Source organism: Dysosmobacter sp. Marseille-Q4140 (genome assembly GCA_018228705.1).
In the GTDB taxonomy this organism is placed as follows: domain Bacteria; phylum Bacillota; class Clostridia; order Oscillospirales; family Oscillospiraceae; genus Oscillibacter.
Genome location: CP073694.1, coordinates 3,271,454 through 3,290,745 on the forward strand (window position 1 = coordinate 3,271,454; position 19,292 = coordinate 3,290,745).

25 protein-coding genes and 1 pseudogene are annotated in these 19,292 nt (G+C 61.5%); 20 read left to right on the forward strand and 6 right to left on the reverse strand.

The window, feature by feature from the left end; all coding sequences use genetic code 11:
• The first annotated feature begins 6 nt into the window (after positions 1–6).
• Positions 7–3,492, forward strand: a complete 3,486-nt coding sequence (locus KFE19_16485) for a DNA polymerase III subunit alpha (GenBank protein ID QUO37918.1) — start codon at positions 7–9, stop codon at positions 3,490–3,492.
• 59 nt (positions 3,493–3,551) lie between these two features.
• Here KFE19_16485 and KFE19_16490 read toward each other — a convergent pair whose 3' ends face one another.
• From KFE19_16490 to KFE19_16500, 3 genes are read right to left on the reverse strand one after another with little or no spacing between them, the layout of a single operon-like run.
• Entirely contained in the window at positions 3,552–3,818 is a 267-nt protein-coding gene (locus tag KFE19_16490) for a hypothetical protein (protein QUO37919.1), read from the reverse strand.
• Positions 3,819–3,827: 9 nt separating this feature from the next.
• A complete protein-coding gene (locus tag KFE19_16495) occupies positions 3,828–4,064 on the reverse strand; it encodes a hypothetical protein (protein QUO37920.1) in 237 nt (78 codons plus the stop codon).
• Between the two features lie 59 nt (positions 4,065–4,123).
• Positions 4,124–4,672, reverse strand: a complete 549-nt coding sequence (locus KFE19_16500; protein ID QUO37921.1) for a DUF4364 family protein — start codon at positions 4,670–4,672, stop codon at positions 4,124–4,126.
• Between the two features lie 160 nt (positions 4,673–4,832).
• Between KFE19_16500 and KFE19_16505 the strand changes: the two genes are divergently transcribed.
• A complete protein-coding gene (locus KFE19_16505) occupies positions 4,833–5,918 on the forward strand; it encodes a DUF3048 domain-containing protein (GenBank protein ID QUO37922.1) in 1,086 nt (361 codons plus the stop codon).
• A gap of 255 nt (positions 5,919–6,173) precedes the next feature.
• Here the strand turns inward: KFE19_16505 and KFE19_16510 are convergent, their stop codons facing one another.
• From KFE19_16510 to KFE19_16520, 3 genes are all read right to left on the reverse strand, one after another.
• Positions 6,174–7,712, reverse strand: a complete 1,539-nt coding sequence (locus tag KFE19_16510) for a recombinase family protein (GenBank protein QUO37923.1) — start codon at positions 7,710–7,712, stop codon at positions 6,174–6,176.
• Between the two features lie 18 nt (positions 7,713–7,730).
• Positions 7,731–8,636: a J domain-containing protein gene (locus KFE19_16515; protein QUO37924.1), complete on the reverse strand. Its 906-nt coding sequence runs from the start codon at positions 8,634–8,636 to the stop codon at positions 7,731–7,733.
• Between the two features lie 200 nt (positions 8,637–8,836).
• Positions 8,837–9,232, reverse strand: a complete 396-nt coding sequence (locus KFE19_16520; protein QUO37925.1) for a helix-turn-helix domain-containing protein — start codon at positions 9,230–9,232, stop codon at positions 8,837–8,839.
• A gap of 159 nt (positions 9,233–9,391) precedes the next feature.
• On the opposite strand from KFE19_16520, the gene KFE19_16525 reads away from it, so the two are divergent.
• From KFE19_16525 to KFE19_16610, 18 genes and pseudogenes are all read left to right on the forward strand, one after another.
• Positions 9,392–9,631: an XRE family transcriptional regulator gene (locus KFE19_16525; protein QUO37926.1), complete on the forward strand. Its 240-nt coding sequence runs from the start codon at positions 9,392–9,394 to the stop codon at positions 9,629–9,631.
• A gap of 53 nt (positions 9,632–9,684) precedes the next feature.
• Positions 9,685–9,879, forward strand: coding sequence for a hypothetical protein (locus KFE19_16530; protein ID QUO37927.1), 195 nt, complete (start codon positions 9,685–9,687; stop codon positions 9,877–9,879).
• 103 nt (positions 9,880–9,982) lie between these two features.
• Positions 9,983–10,282, forward strand: coding sequence for a hypothetical protein (locus KFE19_16535; protein ID QUO37928.1), 300 nt, complete (start codon positions 9,983–9,985; stop codon positions 10,280–10,282).
• A complete protein-coding gene (locus KFE19_16540) occupies positions 10,279–10,647 on the forward strand; it encodes a hypothetical protein (protein QUO37929.1) in 369 nt (122 codons plus the stop codon). Before KFE19_16535 ends, KFE19_16540 begins: the two co-directional genes overlap by 4 nt.
• On the forward strand, positions 10,644–10,916 hold the full coding sequence (locus tag KFE19_16545) for a hypothetical protein (protein QUO37930.1): 273 nt from the start codon (positions 10,644–10,646) through the stop codon (positions 10,914–10,916). Before KFE19_16540 ends, KFE19_16545 begins: the two co-directional genes overlap by 4 nt.
• Positions 10,913–11,902 carry a YqaJ viral recombinase family protein gene (locus KFE19_16550; protein QUO37931.1) on the forward strand — a complete coding sequence of 330 codons (990 nt, stop codon included), beginning with the start codon at positions 10,913–10,915 and terminating at the stop codon, positions 11,900–11,902. Before KFE19_16545 ends, KFE19_16550 begins: the two co-directional genes overlap by 4 nt.
• Positions 11,899–12,726 carry a recombinase RecT gene (locus KFE19_16555; GenBank protein QUO37932.1) on the forward strand — a complete coding sequence of 276 codons (828 nt, stop codon included), beginning with the start codon at positions 11,899–11,901 and terminating at the stop codon, positions 12,724–12,726. The genes KFE19_16550 and KFE19_16555 overlap by 4 nt, the downstream gene beginning before the upstream one ends.
• A 27-nt stretch (positions 12,727–12,753) precedes the next feature.
• Positions 12,754–13,113, forward strand: a complete 360-nt coding sequence (locus tag KFE19_16560) for a hypothetical protein (GenBank protein ID QUO37933.1) — start codon at positions 12,754–12,756, stop codon at positions 13,111–13,113.
• Positions 13,114–13,350: 237 nt separating this feature from the next.
• On the forward strand, positions 13,351–13,830 hold the full coding sequence (locus KFE19_16565) for a hypothetical protein (GenBank protein QUO37934.1): 480 nt from the start codon (positions 13,351–13,353) through the stop codon (positions 13,828–13,830).
• A complete protein-coding gene (locus tag KFE19_16570; GenBank protein ID QUO37935.1) occupies positions 13,823–14,035 on the forward strand; it encodes a hypothetical protein in 213 nt (70 codons plus the stop codon). The genes KFE19_16565 and KFE19_16570 overlap by 8 nt, the downstream gene beginning before the upstream one ends.
• On the forward strand, positions 14,032–14,355 hold the full coding sequence (locus KFE19_16575; protein ID QUO37936.1) for a hypothetical protein: 324 nt from the start codon (positions 14,032–14,034) through the stop codon (positions 14,353–14,355). The genes KFE19_16570 and KFE19_16575 overlap by 4 nt, the downstream gene beginning before the upstream one ends.
• Positions 14,348–14,527, forward strand: coding sequence for a hypothetical protein (locus tag KFE19_16580; GenBank protein QUO37937.1), 180 nt, complete (start codon positions 14,348–14,350; stop codon positions 14,525–14,527). Before KFE19_16575 ends, KFE19_16580 begins: the two co-directional genes overlap by 8 nt.
• A complete protein-coding gene (locus KFE19_16585; GenBank protein ID QUO37938.1) occupies positions 14,527–16,470 on the forward strand; it encodes a DNA cytosine methyltransferase in 1,944 nt (647 codons plus the stop codon). Before KFE19_16580 ends, KFE19_16585 begins: the two co-directional genes overlap by 1 nt.
• Entirely contained in the window at positions 16,467–16,796 is a 330-nt protein-coding gene (locus tag KFE19_16590; protein QUO37939.1) for a hypothetical protein, read from the forward strand. Before KFE19_16585 ends, KFE19_16590 begins: the two co-directional genes overlap by 4 nt.
• 187 nt (positions 16,797–16,983) lie before the next feature.
• A complete protein-coding gene (locus KFE19_16595; protein ID QUO37940.1) occupies positions 16,984–17,313 on the forward strand; it encodes a hypothetical protein in 330 nt (109 codons plus the stop codon).
• A pseudogene (locus KFE19_16600) lies at positions 17,297–17,536 on the forward strand (hypothetical protein). Before KFE19_16595 ends, KFE19_16600 begins: the two are co-directional and overlap by 17 nt.
• A 322-nt stretch (positions 17,537–17,858) precedes the next feature.
• Positions 17,859–18,263: a DUF1064 domain-containing protein gene (locus tag KFE19_16605; GenBank protein ID QUO39669.1), complete on the forward strand. Its 405-nt coding sequence runs from the start codon at positions 17,859–17,861 to the stop codon at positions 18,261–18,263.
• Between the two features lie 425 nt (positions 18,264–18,688).
• Positions 18,689–19,204 carry a transposase gene (locus KFE19_16610; GenBank protein ID QUO37941.1) on the forward strand — a complete coding sequence of 172 codons (516 nt, stop codon included), beginning with the start codon at positions 18,689–18,691 and terminating at the stop codon, positions 19,202–19,204.
• Positions 19,205–19,292 lie beyond the last annotated feature (88 nt).

Here is a 19,292-nt window from a genome sequence, read left to right on the forward strand (position 1 = left end):
CCGCCCATGTCCTTTGTCCATCTCCATGTGCATACGGAGTTCAGCCTTCTGGACGGCGCCTGCCGCATCAAGGACCTGCCCCAGGTCGTCAAAGACATGGGGCAGACCGCCTGCGCCATCACGGACCACGGCGTCATGTACGGCGCCATCGACTTCTACCGGGCCTGCAAGGCGGCGGGGGTCAAGCCCATCATCGGCTGCGAGGTCTATGTGACGCCCCAGGGCCGGTCCCGGTTCGACAAGGTCCACGAGTTCGACGCCGAGAGCCGCCATCTGGTGCTGCTGTGCGAGAACGAGGAGGGCTACCGAAACCTCTCCTACCTGGTCTCCGCCGGGTGGACCGAGGGCTTTTACATCAAGCCCCGGATCGACCAGGGGCTGCTGCGGCAGCACAGCGGCGGCCTCATCGCCCTTTCCGCGTGTCTCGCCGGAGAGATCCCCCGGCGGCTGCGCAACGGCGAGTATGCGAGCGCCAAAAACTACGCCCTGGAGATGGCGGAGCTGTTCGGACCGGAGCGGTTCTACCTGGAGCTCCAGGACCACGGCATCCCGGAGCAGCGGCAGGTGAACCAGGGAATTTTGCGCATCCACCAGGAGACCGGCATCCCCATGGTCTGCACCAACGACGCTCACTACCTGCGAAAAGAGGACGCCGAGGCCCACGACGTGCTGCTGTGCATCCAGACCGGCAAGACCATCGACGACGAGAACCGGATGCGCTACGAGCCGCGGAACTTCTACCTGCGCAGCGAGGAGGAGATGCGGGCCCTCTTCGACGGCTTTGAAGGGGCGCTGGACAATACCGTAAAGGTCGCGGAGATGTGCAACCTGGAATTTACCTTCGGCAAGTACCACCTGCCGGAATTCCAGCTGCCTCCGGGCTACGACAGCTTCACCTACCTCAAAAAGCTCTGCGACGAGGGCTACCGGGAGCGCTACGGCGACGACGACAGCCACCGCCAGCAGCTGACCTATGAACAGAACATGATCGAGAAGATGGGGTTCACCGACTACTTCCTCATCGTCTCCGACTTCGTCCGCTACGCCAAGGGCGCCGGGATCCCCGTGGGCCCCGGCCGCGGCAGCGCCGCGGGCAGCATGGTCAGCTACTGCCTCCACATCACCGATATCGACCCGGTGAAATACAGCCTCTACTTCGAGCGGTTTTTGAACCCGGAGCGGGTCAGTATGCCGGATATCGACATGGACTTCGGCGACACCCGCCGGGGCGAGGTGGTGGACTACGTCCGCCGTAAGTACGGCGACGACCGCGTGGCCCAGATCGTCACCTTCGGCACCATGGCCGCCCGGGGCGTCATCCGGGACGTGGGCCGGGTCATGAACATGCCCTACGCCGAGGTGGACCAGATCGCCAAGCAGGTGCCGGGCGCCCTGCACATCACCCTGGAGGACGCCCTGCGCCTCAGTAAGCCCCTGCGGGAGCTGTACGACACCGACGAGCGGGTGAAAAAGCTCATCGACACCGCCAGGGCCCTGGAGGGCATGCCCCGCCACGCCTCCACCCACGCCGCCGGCGTGGTCATCACCCGGCGGCCGGTGTACGAGTACGTGCCCCTGGCGAAAAACGACGACGCCGTGGTCTGCCAGTACGTCATGACCACCTTGGAGGAGCTGGGCCTTCTCAAAATGGACTTTCTGGGCCTGCGGAACCTGACGGTGCTGGACGACGCGGTGAAGATGGTCCAGGAGCGCCAGCCGGACTTCCGGCTGGAGGACATCCCCGAGGATGATGCGGAGACCTTCGCCATGCTCTCCGCGGGAAAGACCAGCGGCGTGTTCCAGGTGGAGTCCGCCGGCATGACCGGCGTGTGCGTGGGCCTCAAGCCCCGCAGCATCGAGGACATCACCGCCATCATCGCCCTGTACCGCCCGGGACCCATGGACTCCATCCCCCGCTTCATCGCCTGCTCTCAGGACCCCAGCAAGATCAAGTACCTGCACCCGTCCCTGGAGCCGATCCTCTCCGTCACTTACGGCTGCATCGTCTACCAGGAGCAGGTCATCCAGATCTTCCAGCAGCTGGCGGGCTACTCCCTGGGCCAGGCGGACATGGTGCGCCGGGCCATGAGCAAGAAGAAGGCCAAGGACATCGAGCGGGAGCGGGAGGCCTTCCTCCACGGGGACCCGGACCGGAACATCACCGGCTGCGTGGCGGGCGGCATCCCGGAGGCCACCGCCCAGGCCATCTACCAGGACATCTACGACTTCGCCAACTACGCCTTCAACAAGGCCCACGCCGTCTCCTACGCCGTGGTGGCCTACCAGACTGCCTGGTTCAAGTGCCACCACACCCGGGAGTACATGGCGGCGCTGCTGACCTCCGTTCTGGACAACTCCGATAAGGTGGCCGGCTACATCAACGAGTGCCGGGAGTGCGGAATCGCCCTGCTGCCGCCGGACATCAACCGCTCCGCCGACCGCTTCACCGTGGAGGAGGGGGGCATCCGCTTCGGATTGGTCGCCATCAAGAACATCGGCCGGGGATTCATCCTCTCGGTGATGGAGGAGCGGAAAAAGGCGCCCTTCCGGTCCCTCCAGGACTTCTGCGAGCGCATGGGCGGGGGAGACATCAACAAGCGGGCGGTGGAGAACCTGATCCGCTCCGGTGCTTTCGACTCCACCGGCGCCCGCCGGTCCCAGCTGATCCAGGTGTACGAGTCCATCATGGACGCCGTGGCCGACAGCCTCCGCCAGAACCTGGAGGGGCAGCTGGACTTCTTCTCCATGGCGATGGGACAGCAGGACGCAGCGCCTGTAAAGGAGATCCCCATGCCGGATATCCCGGAGTTCACCCCCCAGGAGCTCATGACCATGGAGAAGGCCACCACGGGACTGTACCTCTCCGGCCACCCCATGGACCAGTATCGCCAGGAGGTGAAGGCCCTGCGGGCCCCCACCATGGCCTCTATTCTGGAGGACTTCGCCCAGGAGGGGGGACCCACCCGCTTTGCCGACGACCAGCGGATCACCCTCTGCGGCGTCGTCACCGCCAGCAAGACCAAGACCACGAAGAACAACTCCCTCATGGCCTACGTCACCGTGGAGGACGACACCGCCTCCATGGAGCTGCTCTGCTTTGCCCGGGTGCTGGACGCCTGCGGTGCCTACCTGAAGGAGAACCAGGCGGTGGTGGTGAAGGGGCGCCTCTCCGTCCGGGACGAGAAGGCCCCCCAGGTCATGGCGGACAGCGTGTACCCGCTCTCCACCGTGAAGGGCGGCACGCCGCCGCCTCCCGCGCCGAAGGGGGAGAAGCTGCTGGAGGGGCAGACCCTCTATCTGAAATTCCCCAGTATCGACAGCCCGGCTGTGCGGCACATGAAGCTGGTGTTCAACATGTTCCCCGGCACCACGCCGGTGCGGATGGTCATGGCGGACACCCGGAAGGTCTACGCCGCCAGCGTCCTGCTGCACCGCGCCCTGGTGGAGGAGGCCCGGGAGACCCTGGGCGCGGACAACGTGGTGGTCAAGTGACCGCCGGAAACCGACAAAAAAGCGCCCCGTGTCCACTGGACATGGGGCGTTTTTCCGTCTCAGTCGCGGGGGTTCAGCCGGAGGATCAGGCCGGTCAGTCCGGCACCGACGGTCACAAAGACCGCCTGGAGAGCCCGGAGGGCGGGGCCCTCGTTTCCGGGGATGGGGTTGGTCCGTGCCCACAGCACCAGGGCCACGGCCAGCACCGCCGCGCCGGCGGTGAAGATCCAGGCCCGCCGTTTCTTTCGCAGAAGGGCGCGGACAAGGATGCCCGCCAGCAGGGGAAAAGCCAGGAGACAGGCCCAGTTCCAGAGAATGATGCCCATAGGTCCTCCTTATCTGCGCAGGCGCAGCCCCGCGCCGCAGAGCAGGGCCCCCGCCGCCGCGGCGGCGAACAAAAAGGCCCAGATGGCGCAGAGCTCCTGGCCCCGGGGCGTCAGAAACAGCAGGGCAAGGCCGGCGGCGGCCAGCGCCGCCGTCAGGAGCCAGGCGCGCGGGTCCTTCCGGATGTCGAAGCGGAGGAACGCCCCCGCCAGGGCGCCGATGAGGGCTGCGAGGATCGTGGGGAACATACCGTACGCTCCTTTCGATCAGACCGCGTATTCTTAAATGTGCGGGACCCCTCCGGGCGTCACTGGTCCTTGTCCTCCTCGGGGTCCGAGGACATCAGCACCCGCATGATCTCGCTGTACAGCCGCTCCGGGCTCTTGCGGAACCGCTCCGCCAGCATCTTGGCCATATCCTCCCGGGGGATGGCCAGCTTCAGGTCCATGACGCTGCCCATGTCGTCCTCCAGGGAGAAGGCGGCGGTGTAGGTGCCGTTGGGACGCTGGGTGACGGAGGCCTTCACCTGGCTCTTGCGCCGGAGCTTGCGGTTGCAGGCGGCCAGGTTCTTGTCGCACCGCAGCCGCACGGAGTAGGGCAGGCTGGACTCGCAGATGCGGCTGTTGCGCAGGCCCTTTTCGGTGATGGCGTAGAGCCCCTCCTCCGACAGCGTCAGGTGCTCCGTTTTCACCAGATCCGCCAGACACTCGGAGAAGTCGAAGTAGTCGATGGCGTCGTCGCACAGCGTCAGATCCAGCACCGTGTCAAAGGGAATGGGCTCGATGACCCGGGCGGTGATGTAGAGGATGAGGAACTTGATCTCCAGCTTGTCGCGGATAAAACCCCTGCCGGCCACGGCGGCACCTCCTTTCCAAATGGATGATGATTCAAACCCATTATACCCCAAAATCCCGCTGCCGTACAGAGCGAAAATTGCGCCTGTCGAATTCTGTCTTGACGGGGCGGCCCGGGGCAGGGTATCATGAGGTTCACATCACAGAGAAAGGGGCGGGAGCATGGGCAGACAGATGCTGTGCGCGCTGCTGGCGGCGCTGCTGCTGGCGGGCCTGACGGCCTGCGGCGGGGAGGCGGCGAAGGAGCCGGAGGAGATCCCGGAGGAAGCGGAGGAGGAACTGCCGCAGCCTCAGCCGGAGCCAGCGCCCTGCGTCCCCGCCGGGACCAACCCCCTGACAGGGGAGCCCATGGAGGAGATTTACGAGTCCGACCGGCCGGTGGCGGTGATGTTCAACAACCTGAAGGCCGCCCAGCCCCAGCTGGGTATCTCCCAGGCGGATATCATCTATGAGGTCCCCGCCGAGGGCGGCATCACCCGGATGCTGGCCCTGTACCAGAGCCTGGAGGGGGTGGAGACCCTGGGCAGCGTCCGGTCCACCCGGCCTTACTACCTGGAGCTGGCCCTGGCCCACGACGCCCTGCTGGTCCACGCCGGCGGCAGTCCGGAGGCCTACCGGGACATCTCCGCCTGGGGCGTGGACAACATGGACGGGGTCAACGGCGGGTCCGACGCCGATATCTTCTGGCGGGACCAGGACCGGCGCAGGACCATGGGCTATGAGCACAGCATGGTGACCTCCGGGGAGAAGATCCTCGGCTATCTGGCGGAGGACCACTTCCGCAGGCAGCACGAGGCTGGATATGAAGAGGGGCTGACCTTCACGGAGGACGGCACCCCCGCCGGCGGCACGGCGGCGGAGCACATCTCCCTGAAATTCTCCTATTACAAGACCGGTACCTTCGACTACGACGCTGCTTCCGGCACGTATCTGGCGGGCCAGTACGGCGGACCCTACACCGACGGGACCGGCGGCGCCCAGGTCAGCGCCGTCAACGTGCTGGTGCTGGAGACCTCCATCTATGTCAACGCCGGGGACTCGGCGGGCCGCATGACCGCCAAGCTCACCGGGGAGGGGGAGGGCACCTTCTTCTGCGGCGGAAGGTCCGTGCCCATCCGCTGGAGCCGGGCGGACCGGTACAGCCCCTTCGTCTACACCCTGGAGGACGGCACGCCCCTGGCGCTGGGCCGGGGCAGGAGCTACATCTGCATCATCAACCCCCGGGACAGCACCCTCACGGTCAGCTGAGACCGGCGAAACTTCCGGCGGAGCGCCAGTCCGGCGCTCCGCCGTCTGCACCCATCGGCGGGCGGCGCATACACTGGATTGAAAGAGCTCACTCTTTCATCCAGCTACTTATTTTAGGAGGTATTGCAATGCCCGAGAAAGTCATGCCCGGTCCCGTGGGGGAACCCTGCGGCATCCGTGAGGCGGTTTGCATCCATACCAGGAAGATCTTCGATTCCTGCCGTGAACAACATGGAGCGGTTTTGAAGATTGTGCTTAAATGAAATCGACGAGCGTGATGGAGAGGGCGAAGTCTGCGGGCTTCGTCTTTTTCTCTTTGGTGTACTGGATATCTGCGATGATGGATTGCAATAGCGCTTTTCTGGCCGGTATGCTGGACTCCTGATAGTGGGCCAGAACGGTTTTCAGCTGCTCCAGCTGCTTTTTCTGATTTTGCGACTTGGCGGCGCGGAGATCTTCGTTCACATCAGACAGGGCTTCCCGCAGGCGCCTTTCTTCAGCGGTGAGGATCTGCATGCGCTCCGTGAACAGGTCCTTGGAATAGGTGCCGTCCTCCAGCAGGGTATAGAGCCGGTTCCGGCGGTCCTCCAGCTTCTGAAGCTGCGCCTCCAGCTTCTCATGAATGGCGTCCAGGGCGGAGGTGTCCGGCTCCGTTCCGGCCTCTATCTGGACCTCCAGGCCGGCGGCCATCTGCCCCAGTTGGTACAGAACGGCCTGTTCCACATACTCAAATTTGGCTCCGGCGGTACAGCCCTTCGTGGGGCACAGGAGGTATGCCACCCCTTTGTTTTTACCCATCATGTTCATCAGCCGGCCGCACTTGGAGCAATGCACGAGGCCCGCCAGGGGAGAGGCCACATGCTTGTTGTCCACGTAGAAGTACCGGGACTTCCGGCGGGCCTGGACGGTATCCCAGAGTTCCTGTGAAATGATCGCCGGGTGGCGCCCGTCGATGATCTGGATCTTGTCCTCCTGGTTGTAGATCACTTTCTTCACCCGCTCGGCTCCCACGCCTACCTTGACGGTGCTGGTTTTGTTCCACCGGATCTTGCCGATATAGACCGGATTGTCCAGGATCAGGCGGATGGTGTTCCGGTTGAACCGGCTGCCGCGCCTTCCGTGGTACCCCATGGCGTTGACCGCCTGCTCGATGCGGGTGCATCCGTTTCCGTCTGCATAGAGCTGGAAGATCTTCCGGACGCACTCCGCTTCCTCCGGAACGATCTCCAGGCTGGAAAGGCGCCCGATGCGGACCTTCCGGTATCCGAAGGGGGGATTTGCCATGTAGGCCCCGTTCTGGACCGACTGCAATGTTCCCCGGCGCAGGCGCTTGGTAATCATGCGGTACTCCCCGCGGGAGAGGAAGGTCTCCATTTCGGCGGCCTGCTCGTCCATCTCCTTTGTGAGATCGTACAGCCGCTCCGGTGTGACGATCAGGGTCTCGCTGGCCTTGAAGGTGTCCAGGATGAACCCCTGGTCATACATGCCGCCGCGCCCCAGGCGCTGCATATCCATGCACAGAACGGCTTCATATTTTCCGCTCGCCACCGCCTCCATGAGCCGCAGCATCTGCGGCCGGGCGAACAGGCTCTCGCCAGAGACCACTTCTTCGTAAATGTCCTCCGGCTCCACCAGGTATCCGTATTTGGCGGCGTATTCCGTCAAAGCAGCCTTGTGCCTGGCCAGGGTCTCCTCCAGGCTCATATGCTCTTCCGCTCTGGACTTGCGCAGGTACATGGAGGAGATCACCGGGCGCCCGGCGTCGCGGTATGTGGACAGTTCTTCACGGGTCATAGGTCATCCTCCTCCTTACTAGAATTCGCCCGGGTCGATCGGCACTGTGTCCAGGTTTCCATTGGTTTGCAGGTAGAGCTCCACCGTCCACCCGTTTACATAGCCGTCTTCCTCGTAAAAGTCAAACAGCTCTTCGGCCCTGAAGCGAGCTGTCGATTCCCCAAAAAGCTCTTCTTCTCCATACCAGAATTCGCCTGTTGCGTAGTAAAGCGTATAAGTCCCAAGTGGAACATCGACCTCCGCAGTTTCTCCGGCCCGGACAAAAAACGTAAGAATATCATCTTTACCGGTTCTGTCTTTCAGCTTTATAAAGAAATTCTCCTGGCCGCGCGTGACAACACCGAATGGCGCCACCCGGTCCCATCCGTTTTCATAAAGGATCTGCCCGGTGAAAGGGAGAGGTTCGGAATGGGGGACCAGCTTTCCTCCTGTTGACGAAACACCGGCGGCCTCTTTAGGCTCGGTTTGCGAGATCTGGGGAAGATCATTGTCCCCGCTGCGTTCCGGTGTGTTGCTTTCCGGGAGCAAAGAGACCAGAAGAACGATTACCGCAACAGATGCCATACCCAACAGGAAGCGGAGCAGATCGTCGTGCTTTCTGCGGCTTGCCTGTCGTGGAGTTTGATGGGCAGCATGGCTGGACTCACGGTGGGGAGGGGCTTTATCTGCGGATGTCTCGGTATCCGGCGGCGGGGGTGGGGGAGCATTTCTCGCTTGATGCAAAATCCAATCATATTGTGCCCTTCGGTCCGGATTATACAAAACCGCATAGGCTTCATTGAGCTGGAGCGTTTTGAGCTTTGCGATCTCCGGATTTCCCGGAAAGACATCCGGATGGAAGTATTTGATCTGTGCCAGGTAAGCTGCGCGGATCTCCTCCTGTGAAGCACTTTGTGGGATGCCTAGGACATCGTAGTAATTCATGGAGCCTTCCTTCTCTCTATATCAAAACAGAAAATCAAATACAAGAAACTTGTGAAAAGTGTACATTGATTACAGCTTTTTTGTATGATACGCTTATAGAACAAAAGTTCGATTAAACGGAAGGGGGGAGAGGGATATGGCCGACGAGAAAGCCATGGAGGCGCTGCGGATCTTCCGTACCCTGGGAGAGCAGGAGCAGATCAGGTATCTTTCCCGCCTGCGCGCTCTCGCAGAAAAGCAAGCTCCCGCTCCTGTTCCGCCTCGGAAAGCCCCCTGAACAATCTCAAAATTTCCGCTTCGCGCTCGTCCTCCGGCTGGAGGGCGGGCGCCTTTTCTGTTTCCGGAGCCATGGACAACGCTGCGTTTCCAAGATCCAGCGTCAGCAATGGCTCCGGCTCGGTGCCCAGGAGATACCCGACGCTCACACCGAAATAGGAGGCGATCTTATCGGCGTTCTTTGCGGAGAGGCCGGATCTTCTGCCTTTTCGGAGTTCTGTCATCACATTTGGGCTGATTCCAATGTCTTTGCAGAGCTTATACCCGGTTATTCCCTTTTCCTTGCACAAAAAATCGATTCTGTCAGACAAAACAGACATAAAACGACCTCCCGTTTTGTGTGATCCAACAAATCACACAAAACGGTAATTTTCGCCTTGACTATCACACGGAAAGGTAATAGTATAAAAATATAGCGATACCGTTTTGCGTGATATGCTGCTGTCCTACTAACAAAAGTATATTACACAAAACGGTATATGTCAACGACGGAGAAAGGAGGGAAAGGCGTGAACCTGACCCCGTATGGGAAGCAGATCAAGATCCGGCTGATCGAACTGGACAAGCCCCAGACGTGGCTGATTGAGCAGGTCCGGGAACGGACCGGGCTGTACTGCGACAGCAGCCTTCTCTACAAGCTGAGCACCGGTCAGCTGAACGTGCCCAAGATCCGGGCTGCTGTCGACGAGATCCTTGGCCTGGAGGAAAAGGGGGCGTGATGGAGGCATCGGACAAGGCCGGGCCTCCATAGGATGCAGGGGAGGTGAGGGACTTGGAGGACAATATCATCATGAAGGACGGGAAGCCCTACCGGGTCACCTCTTACAGCGTGGACTTCGGGCCGAAAAACGGCGTTGCCCGCGTGACGGTTTACGACCCCTGCATCAGTGAGGCGGCTCAGCAGAGACGGCGGGAGGCCATCGTGCGCAAGTGCGAAGAACTGATCCGCCGGGGATGGATGGTGTAAAGGAGAAAAGCGTGACAGGATTTGAGTTTGCGTTGGTTTTGATCGGAGCAGGGACGGCAGCCGGGTGGCTGTTCCGTCTGGTGGACAAGCTGGAGGAACGGAAATGAAATCATTTGAGGAATATCTGGCCGAGGAGGCGGCTGTGCGGGACCGGGCTCGGTTCCTGCGGCTGAAGAAACGGCGCCTGACCCGGGAGGAACGCCGCCGCCGGATGCGGCGCTGCATGGCTGCGCTGGTGCTGATCTGTTTCTTCCTGGCGGCGTTTTTGACGCTTCTGGCGCTTCTGATGGTGCCGGTATCCGCCGGGCCGCCGGTTTATGCAGAAGCCGTTACAGAGGCTCCCGGTGGGCACAGCGGCGATTTCCTGCCGCTTGTGCGGTGCGCGGGGGATCACGGGCTATGACCAGGGAGGAGAAGATCACGGCGTTTACCATGCGCCTGGACGGATACACCTGCCGGGAGATCGGAGAGCGGATGGGGTGTACCGGCGAGAACGTCAGCGATTCCCTTCTGCGGGTGCTGAACAGACGGCGGCCCTTCGCCCGCTGCATCTACCCTGAGATCACCCGCTGGATGCGGGAAAGCGGCACCACCGCTGTTCGGCTGGCGGAGGCCGTCCACTATTCACCCGATACCGTCTATGCCTACCTGGGCGGGTACAGCCGGCCCTCTGAGGCGTTTGAGGAATGTCTGGAACAGGTGATCGGTATCGGGAAGGAGATCCTTTTTCAGCCCCTGGGACCTTCCGGCGGGGAGGCGGCGGAATGAACGGGCGGACAAGCCTGGATGTGGAGATCCAGATGCTCAAAGACATGGCCTTCCGGTATGGGAGGATGATCGACCGGGCCCGGAAGGCCCGGGAGGAAGGAGGCGGAAAGATGCACCGCTGTGAGATCTGCGGGGAGCGCTTTGACGAGCCCCTGATCGTCAGCTGGCGGGAGGATCTGGACGGGGAGGGGCACTGGGAGACCTCTTTGCAAGTCCTCTGCCCGGTCTGCAAATGCCCTTACAATCAAGAAGAGGAGGAACCGGCATGATACATAAGACATCGACCCTGAGCATGACCCGTGAGGAATGGCTGGCCGAGCGCCGCAAGAGCCTGGGCGGGTCCGATATGGGGGCGGTACTGGGGATGCACCGCTATTCCAGCCCCTACGCTGTGTGGGCGGACAAGACCGGCCGTATTCCGGATCAGGAGGACAATGAGGCCATGCGTCAGGGGCGGGACCTGGAGGACTATGTGGCCCGGCGCTTCACGGAGAAGAGCGGGAAGAAGGTCCGGCGGCTGAACGCCATCCTGCGCAGCGACGATTACCCCCACCTGCACGCCAACATCGACCGCGACGTAGTGGGGGAGGACTCCGGACTGGAGTGCAAAACGGCCAGCGCCCTTTCCTCCCGGCGGTTTGCCGGCGGGGACTTCCCGGAGAACTACTACTGCCAGTGCGTGACCTATCTGGCGGTCACCGGGTACCGGCGGTGGTACCTGGCGGTCCTGATTCTGGGAAAGGGGTTCCAGATCTACCAGATGACCACGGTGCCGGGAGACGATATGCCGGAATGGTGCGAGAGCAGTCTCTATGTGGGACCGGAGGAGATCGCGGCTCTGACCGCCGCGGCGGAGCAGTTCTGGTCCGATTATGTGGAGCGGGATGACCCGCCGCCGGTGCATGGCGAGCGGGCCACGACGGAGGCTCTGGAAACCATCTATGCGGAGGATAACGGCGGGGAGGTCCAGCTTTTGGGCCGTGAGGGCCTTTTCCGGGAGTATTTTGACCTGAAATATGCCGCAGACCGCATAGCAAGAGAGATAGACGCCATCAAGCAGACCATCATGGAGGACCTGGGGCAGGCGGCCTCCGGTTCCTGTGAGGGGTTCTCCGTCACCTGGAAAAACCAGACCCGGATGCTCTTTGACGCCAAGCGGTTCGCCAGAGATCACCCGGGTATGGATCTCAGCGGGTACTACAAGGCCAGCGTCAGCCGGCCGTTCAAGATCACGAAGGAGGATGCAGGCAAATGAAGGAGAACGCCATTCAGGCGGCCACCGCCGCCGCAGCCGGGAAAAAGGGCCCGGCCACCATTCAGGACTACATCAAGGTCATGCAGGGGGAGATCGCCAGGGCGCTGCCCTCCGTGCTGACGCCGGAGCGGTTTACCCGGATCACCCTCTCGGCGCTGTCCACCAATCCGACGCTGGCGAAGTGTACGCCCAAGAGTTTTCTGGGGGCCATGATGACCGCCGCCCAGCTGGGTCTGGAGCCAAATACGCCCCTGGGGCAGGCCTATCTGATTCCCTATCGGAACCACGGCGTACTGGAATGCCAGTTCCAGCTGGGGTACAAGGGTCTGATCGATCTGGCCTACCGCTCCGGCAGCGTCAGGACCATCCAGGCGGAGGTGGTCCATCAGAACGATGTGTTCGAGGTGGAGTATGGCACCGATGACCGCCTGATCTTCAAGCCGCTGCTCACCGCAGACCGGGGAGACCCCGTCAGCGTGTGGGCCATGTTTCAGACCAAGGACGGCGGCTACGGCTTTTCCGTCATGAGCATGGAGGACGTGCGCGCCCATGCCCGGAAGTATTCCAAGGCCTTCAGCAACGGCCCCTGGCAGACCAATTTTGAGGAGATGGCGAAGAAAACCGTGCTCAAGCGGTGTTTGAAGTACGCGCCGCTGTCCACGGAGTTCGTCCGGCAGGCGGCGGCCGACGAGACCATCAAGACCGGCCTCTCCGACGATATGTTCGCCCTGCCTGACGAGACCGTCATCGAGGCGGAGGGCGTCGAGGTGGACGGGGCCACCGGCGAGGTTCTGGACGGCGCCGGAGCGGAGGGGGCGCCGTAAGGCGCCCTCGGGATCGTGGTGAGCGATATGGCGTGGTTTGAGGCCCATGACACCATGGCGAAACACCCGAAAACGCTGAAGCTGGCCCGGCTTTTGAAGGTGGACCGGCGGTACGCCGTCGGGCTTCTGCACGATCTGTTTTCCTGGGGGCTCACCGCCGCCCGGAAGGACGGGGAGCTGACGGGGCTGGAGGCCGGGGACATTGCGTCCGCTCTGGATCTGCCGCCCGGGAAAAAGGGAGAGGCCGGTGTGGCCGCTCTGGTGGAGAGCGGGTACCTGGATGTCCGTGGGAATTCCTATTACATCCACGACTGGTACGACTACGCCGGAAAGCTGATGGACAAGCGGGAGAGTGACCGCCGGAGGAAAGCGGAGGCGAGGCGGTGACAGCCCGGACATTCTGATGAAATCCGTCGGAGTTCCGCCGGAATTCCGCTGGACGTCCTTTGGACTTCCTGGAGAATTCCAGAGGAAAAACAGCGGAAATCCGCCGGAAGTCACGCGGAATTCCACTCGTAACCGTACCTAACCGTACCTAAGAGTATATTGATACTGATAGTTTTACTTCTACATGGGGGAGGAGGTATACGATACCTGTCCTTCTGCCGATAGAAGGGAGGACTTATGCAGACCGAGGAATTTGAAAAGATCTGGACGCTCTACCGCACCCTGTTTCCCGCCTCCGCCGCCAAACTCAAAAGCGAGAACATCAAGATGGTCTGGCGCGTGGCGCTGGCACCGTTCGCCATGGACGATGTGGTGGAGGCGTCCATGAACTGGGCCCGGAGAAATAAGTTTTTTCCGGACATCGCGGATATCACGGGCGGCCTGGCGATGGAGACGAAGTCCGCCGCCGGAGAGGATGCCGCCGCGCCTGAAGGTATGTGGCTCACCGCGGATATGCTGCCGTACATCCGGAAGTTCTACGGAGAGCTGGCGGAAGCCCGCCGCAGGCAGATGCACGCGGCGGGCCTGGAAACCTGGTTCGAAGCGGAGGCCCGGGGCGTGTCGTGGCTGGATTGGATCGGGCGGTGCCGGGCTGTGTACGGGGAGGACATTCTCCCTGTGGCTCCGGACCCGGCGGAGGTTCCGGACCATGCCTAGGACATGGACATGCCCCTACTGGGTGCGGGAGGAGAAGCGCTGCATCGTCTGCCAGGCGGCGCAGCTGCGCTTTACAGATCGTGCCGCGTTCGCGGAATTCGCGGGGCGGTACTGCTCCAGCGTCTCCGGGTGGAGGGACTGTACCCTTGCCCGGTTCTGCACGGAGCAGTATGAAAAATCAACATCAACGGAGGAATACCGATGAACAAACAGTGCGTTGCAAAGCAGAAGAGCAAGCGGAAGGAGCTGGAACTCCTGCGGAAGAAGGACAGGGCCTCCGTCCAGGAGATCCTGCGGCTGCACCAGGAGGTACGGAACGTCCGGGAGGCGTCCAGACGGGCCCTGGAGGACGTGACGGCCATGTGTGAGGCCCTGATGGTGGCTGCCATGGACGGCCGGGAGGAGATCGTCATTTACCCCTTTGCGCACAAACACGCCGACAGGGCCCTGGGCTTGCAGGCGCTGGATGATGGAGGGATCGTCTGCCGCCTGGTCTCTCCCGGAGAGGGGGGCGCCGATGCGTAAGGGAAAGAACCTGCGGCGGATCTCTATCCTGGTCACCGCACAGACCGCCGGAAATCTCCAGCGGTTGGCCGATATGGAGCAGATCCCGCCCGGGCGCGTCATGGACAAGCTGGTCCGGGACCGGATGGTGGCGCTGCGGATGGGCGGACAGTGGAAGGGGGAGCGGTGGTAATGACACTGCCGGATATCGGCCAGACAAGGCTGGATGAGGAGATCATCGTGGACAGTTTTGCCGGGGGAGGCGGGACTTCTACTGGGATTGAGTTGGCAACGGGGCGGGTGGTGGACGCCGCGATAAACCACGATCCGGACGCCATCCTGATGCACAAGACCAATCATCCATACACCATGCACTATCAGGCAAGCGTTTGGGACGTGGACCCAAGAGAAGTTTGCCGGGGAAGAAAAGTAGGATTGTTCTGGGCCTCTCCGGACTGCAAGCACTTTTCCAAGGCAAAAGGCGGAAAACCAGTGGACAGGCGGATCCGGGGGCTGGCGTGGATCGTCCTGCGCTGGGCCGGAACGGTGCGCCCCCGGGTCATCATCCTGGAAAACGTGGAGGAATTTCAGACTTGGGGTCCGGTTCGCCGGGGGCGGCCTGTGAAGTCGAGATCCGGGGAGACGTTCCGTCGGTTCATTGGACAGCTGGATGCCCTGGGATATGCCGTCGAATGGCGGGAACTGGTGGCGGCGGATTACGGCGCTCCCACCACACGCAAGCGGTTTTTCCTGATCGCCAGGTGCGACGGGCGTCCCATCGTCTGGCCGGAAGCCACCCACGCCCCGGCGGACAGCCGGGAGGTGTTGGAGGGACGGAAAAAGCCGTGGAAAAGTGCGGCAGAGATCATCGACTGGAGTCTCCCTTGCCCCTCTGTATTCGACACGCGGGAACAGATCCGGGAGAAGTATGGACTGTCCGCGCAGCGGCCTCTTCGGCCCAACACCATGTGGCGGGTGGCCCGGGGGGTGGACAAGTTCGTGATCAAGTCCTCTCGGCCATTCATTGTGCCAGTGGGGTATGGAGAGGCGTCGGGGCAGCTCCCGCGCGTACACGATATAGACGCACCCATTCCGACGGCGGTTGGGACCGGGAAACACGGGGGTTGCCAGCCATACATGGTTCAGGTGAACCATTCAGGGGCATTCCGCGGGCAGCTGACGGGAGAACCACTGCACACCGTTACCGCAAAACACGGGTACGGTGTCGCGGAGCCGGTCATGGCGCCGCTGACTGCAACAAACACCACAAACAGCATAGGGGCGGGAGCGGACGCTCCGGTTCATACCGTGACAACGGCAGGCAATCAAATGATGATTACGCCGACGCTGGCAGCCATTGGACAGACCGGCGGCGGAGAACGGGGAAGAAAGGTCACGGATCCGACGCACACGCAGGTGTCAAAAGCGGAAGAATGCCTTGTAGCACCCTCTCTGATCCAATATCACACGGAGCAGTCGGAATATTTGCGTGGGCAGGAAGTCACCGGGCCGGTCATGACCATCGACGCCGCTAACCGCTACGGTCTGACAGCAGCCGGTCTGCTCAAATACTACGGCAGCGCCCGGCACGGGCAGAACATCCGGGACCCGCTTCACACGGTCATGGCGAGGGACCGGGAGGGCCTTACCCTGGCGCATATGGCGAAATTCTACGGGACAGAGTTTGGAGAACCCATGGGACGGCCGCTCTCCACCGTAACCGCCAGCGGAGCGCACCACGGTGTTGTGGAGACAACGGTGGTCCGGGCAGAACCGGGCGCGGATCTTCAACACTGGCCGGAGATCCGGGACCTGCTGAACACCTACTGCGGGTATAACCTGGGGCCGGAGGACGTGATCCTGTTTGAAATCGACAGCGCGGCCTATTTCCTGGCAGACATTGGCCTGCGTATGCTGACTCCCCGGGAGCTATACCGGGCAAACGGATTCCCGGACGATTACAAAATTGACCGGGATTACAAGGGAAATGTTTACGGGAAAAGCAAGCAGGTGGCCCGCTGCGGGAACGCGGTTCCCCCGCCGTTTGCAACCGCATTGGTGAGGGCGAACTTTCCGGAATGGTGCAAAAAGGCCATTACCACGATGGCGGAATTTGAAAAGTCGGTGGCAGTATGATGGATGACTGCACACTTGCCCTATTAGGCGACCGCGCCGCAGCGGATCGTATCACAGAGCGCGGGGAGCTGCTTCCGTGCCCTTGCTGCGGATGCGGCCCAACAACGAAAGTGCAAGAAGTTGAATATGGACTTAGCGGGACGATTATTCGTTGTAACAAATGCGGATTATCTTTGTACAGCTCAAGCAAAAAAGCAGAACTTATTCAAGGCGCAGTTAGAAATGTTCCGATAGAAAACCACACGATCATAGGGATTAAGCGTTGGAACACCCGCGCCCCGATTCTGAGCGCGGAGGAGATGGAGATGCTGGAGGGGGTAAAATGATACAGCATGTATGTGATAGATGCGGATCAGTTATAAATCCTTCTGGAAGTGCGGTATTTGTCACTGTTCAGAATGGAAACGCAAATGCATTTGAAAATAAAAGCGAGTTATGCTGTTCGTGCGGCATGTGGCTGAAACGGTTTTTGGAGTGCAAAGCCAAAATTGTCGAGGGAAAGGGGGCTCAACCATGACGCGGGAAGAAGCAATCAAAACGATTGAGTTCGCCAAAACGTACATCAGCAAAGACGGAATGATAAGACAAGCCATAGACATTGCCCTCTCCGCCCTCCGCCCCGTCAGCCGGGAGAAGGTGGAGAAGGTGTGGCCTGGGTGCGAGGCCTGTAAAAACGCAGGTTTAGCGATTGGAGAGGTTCAGTTTTACGGACCTTTTGAAGGGTCTATTGATGTATCTGGTAACATGCAGTATTGCCCAAACTGTGGACGTCCCATTACACTGGCAGCGCAGGAAGGGCAGTTGGAGAGATTGGAGGCGCTGAAAGATGGAAAGGGCGTATAGAAAAAAGCCTGTTGTGGTTGAGGCTGCACAGTGGACAGGAGAAAACCACGCAGAAATGTGTGAGTTTATCGACCCGGAAGTATTTGAAATCATCCCTCGAGTTGGACTTGTTATTCACACCCTCGAGGGCGACCACCATGCAAGCCCAGGTGACTACATCATCAAGGGCGTAAACGGGGAATTTTATCCTTGCAAGCCGGACATCTTCGCCAAAACGTATGAAAGCGCCGCCCTCACCCCGCCGAACGAGCCGCTGACATGTGATGGATGTACTATGCAAGGAGAACCTGATTGTTATACACCATGTTCACAGTGTATCCGAGATCCAAGAGTATGCGACTACTATGACCGCCGCCCGCCGGATGGGACGGAGACGGGGTACCCATCCGTCTCCCTGGCGGCGGAGCGGACCGGCGGGCAGGCTGCCCGCATTTCCGCCGCTTGCCGGACGGGGATCCCCTACCGGGGGGTGATCTGGAGGTATGCCGATGAGAATTGATGTGAGCCGTCTGGGACCGGAGGCCCAGCGGCAGGTCCTCAGCAAGATGCTGGTGGTCAAGGCCCGGGAGAGCAAGTACGGCAGCCGCAAGGCCGTACGGATGATGCCCAACGGGGAGCTGCGGCGGTTTGACAGCCAGAAGGAGGCCCGCCGGTACGACGAACTGACCGCCCGGCTGCGCGCCGGCATGATCCGGGATCTCCGGCTCCAGCACACCTTCACCCTTCAGGAGGGCTATGTCAACAGCGATGGGGACGCCGTGCGGGCCATCACCTACAAGGCGGATTTTACATACTGGGAGATGCCGGCATTCTGGAGGGGGTACGAAGAGCAGTGTCCGGCCGACAGGTGGAATTTCGTTGTCGAGGACGTCAAGGGGGTCCGCACAGAGGCCTACAAGATCAAAAAGAAGCTCATGGAGGAACGCGGATGGCGGGTCCGCGAGATATGAACGATGGAAATTGGAGATAGGGTCCGGCGGGAGCCGGTGACTTTCATGCTCTCGGAGGAAAAGGGGCCCGGGCACCGTCCGACGGTGGAGGGGACTGTGGTCTGGATCCATCCAAAGAGGCGGTTCCACACCGTGGAGTTCCATACGCCGGGCGGTCCGGTCCGGGAGTGCTTCCAGGGGGGGTAGCCCTGGCTTGGGCGGGAGTAGGGAAATCTGCTCCCGCCCGCTTTTTTTCCCGCGGGGGAGAGAGGGAGGGTAGGGGAGGAGAGGGGGGCATGCTTTTGTGCGTATGACAGGGGAGGATCGATCCTGTGAGGGCGGGGGCGGCGGATGGCCCTTTGCAGCATCTGTCCGTTTCTGCGGCTCCCTTTGACGCTTTTTTACCGCCGGACTGCTACGCTGGATCTGAAAGGGGGGAGGCGGCCGTGGCGAAAAGTAAATACGACACCCACGTGCTGCCCAACATCAAGAAGATCTCCAAGTGGGCGGCGGCGGGGGCAACGGCAAAGGAGATCGCCGGGAAGCTGCGCATTGCCTACTCCACGCTGCGAAGGTACCTGGATCTGGGCAGCGAGGGGGACGAGCGCTATGCGGCGCTTTGGGAGGCTTTCGCGGGGGCGTGCGCCGTGGCCGACGATCATGTGGAGGCGGCCCTTTACAAGCGAGCCTGCGGCTATCAGTGCGAGGAGACCACGGTGGAGGAGAAGCTGGACCGGGACGGGATGGTCCATACCCTGACGAAGAAAGTCACCAGGGATATCCCGCCGGATCCTACCAGCGCCATGTTCTGGCTGACCAACCGCCGGCGGGACCGCTGGAAATACCGGCCTGACGATTCCCAGGGCGGCGGGGACGGCGGAATGGAGACCGGCGTGGTGGAGCTGCCGGCCGTGGCGCCCCTGGAGCCGCCGTCTGAGGAAGGTGGGGGGCCGGATGGATAACGGGGCCCCCGCCGGAGCCCAGCGTCAGCGGGTCCGGTGGGGAAAGGACGAGCAACGGAGCGGAATGGATGTTCGCCGCCATGCGGCG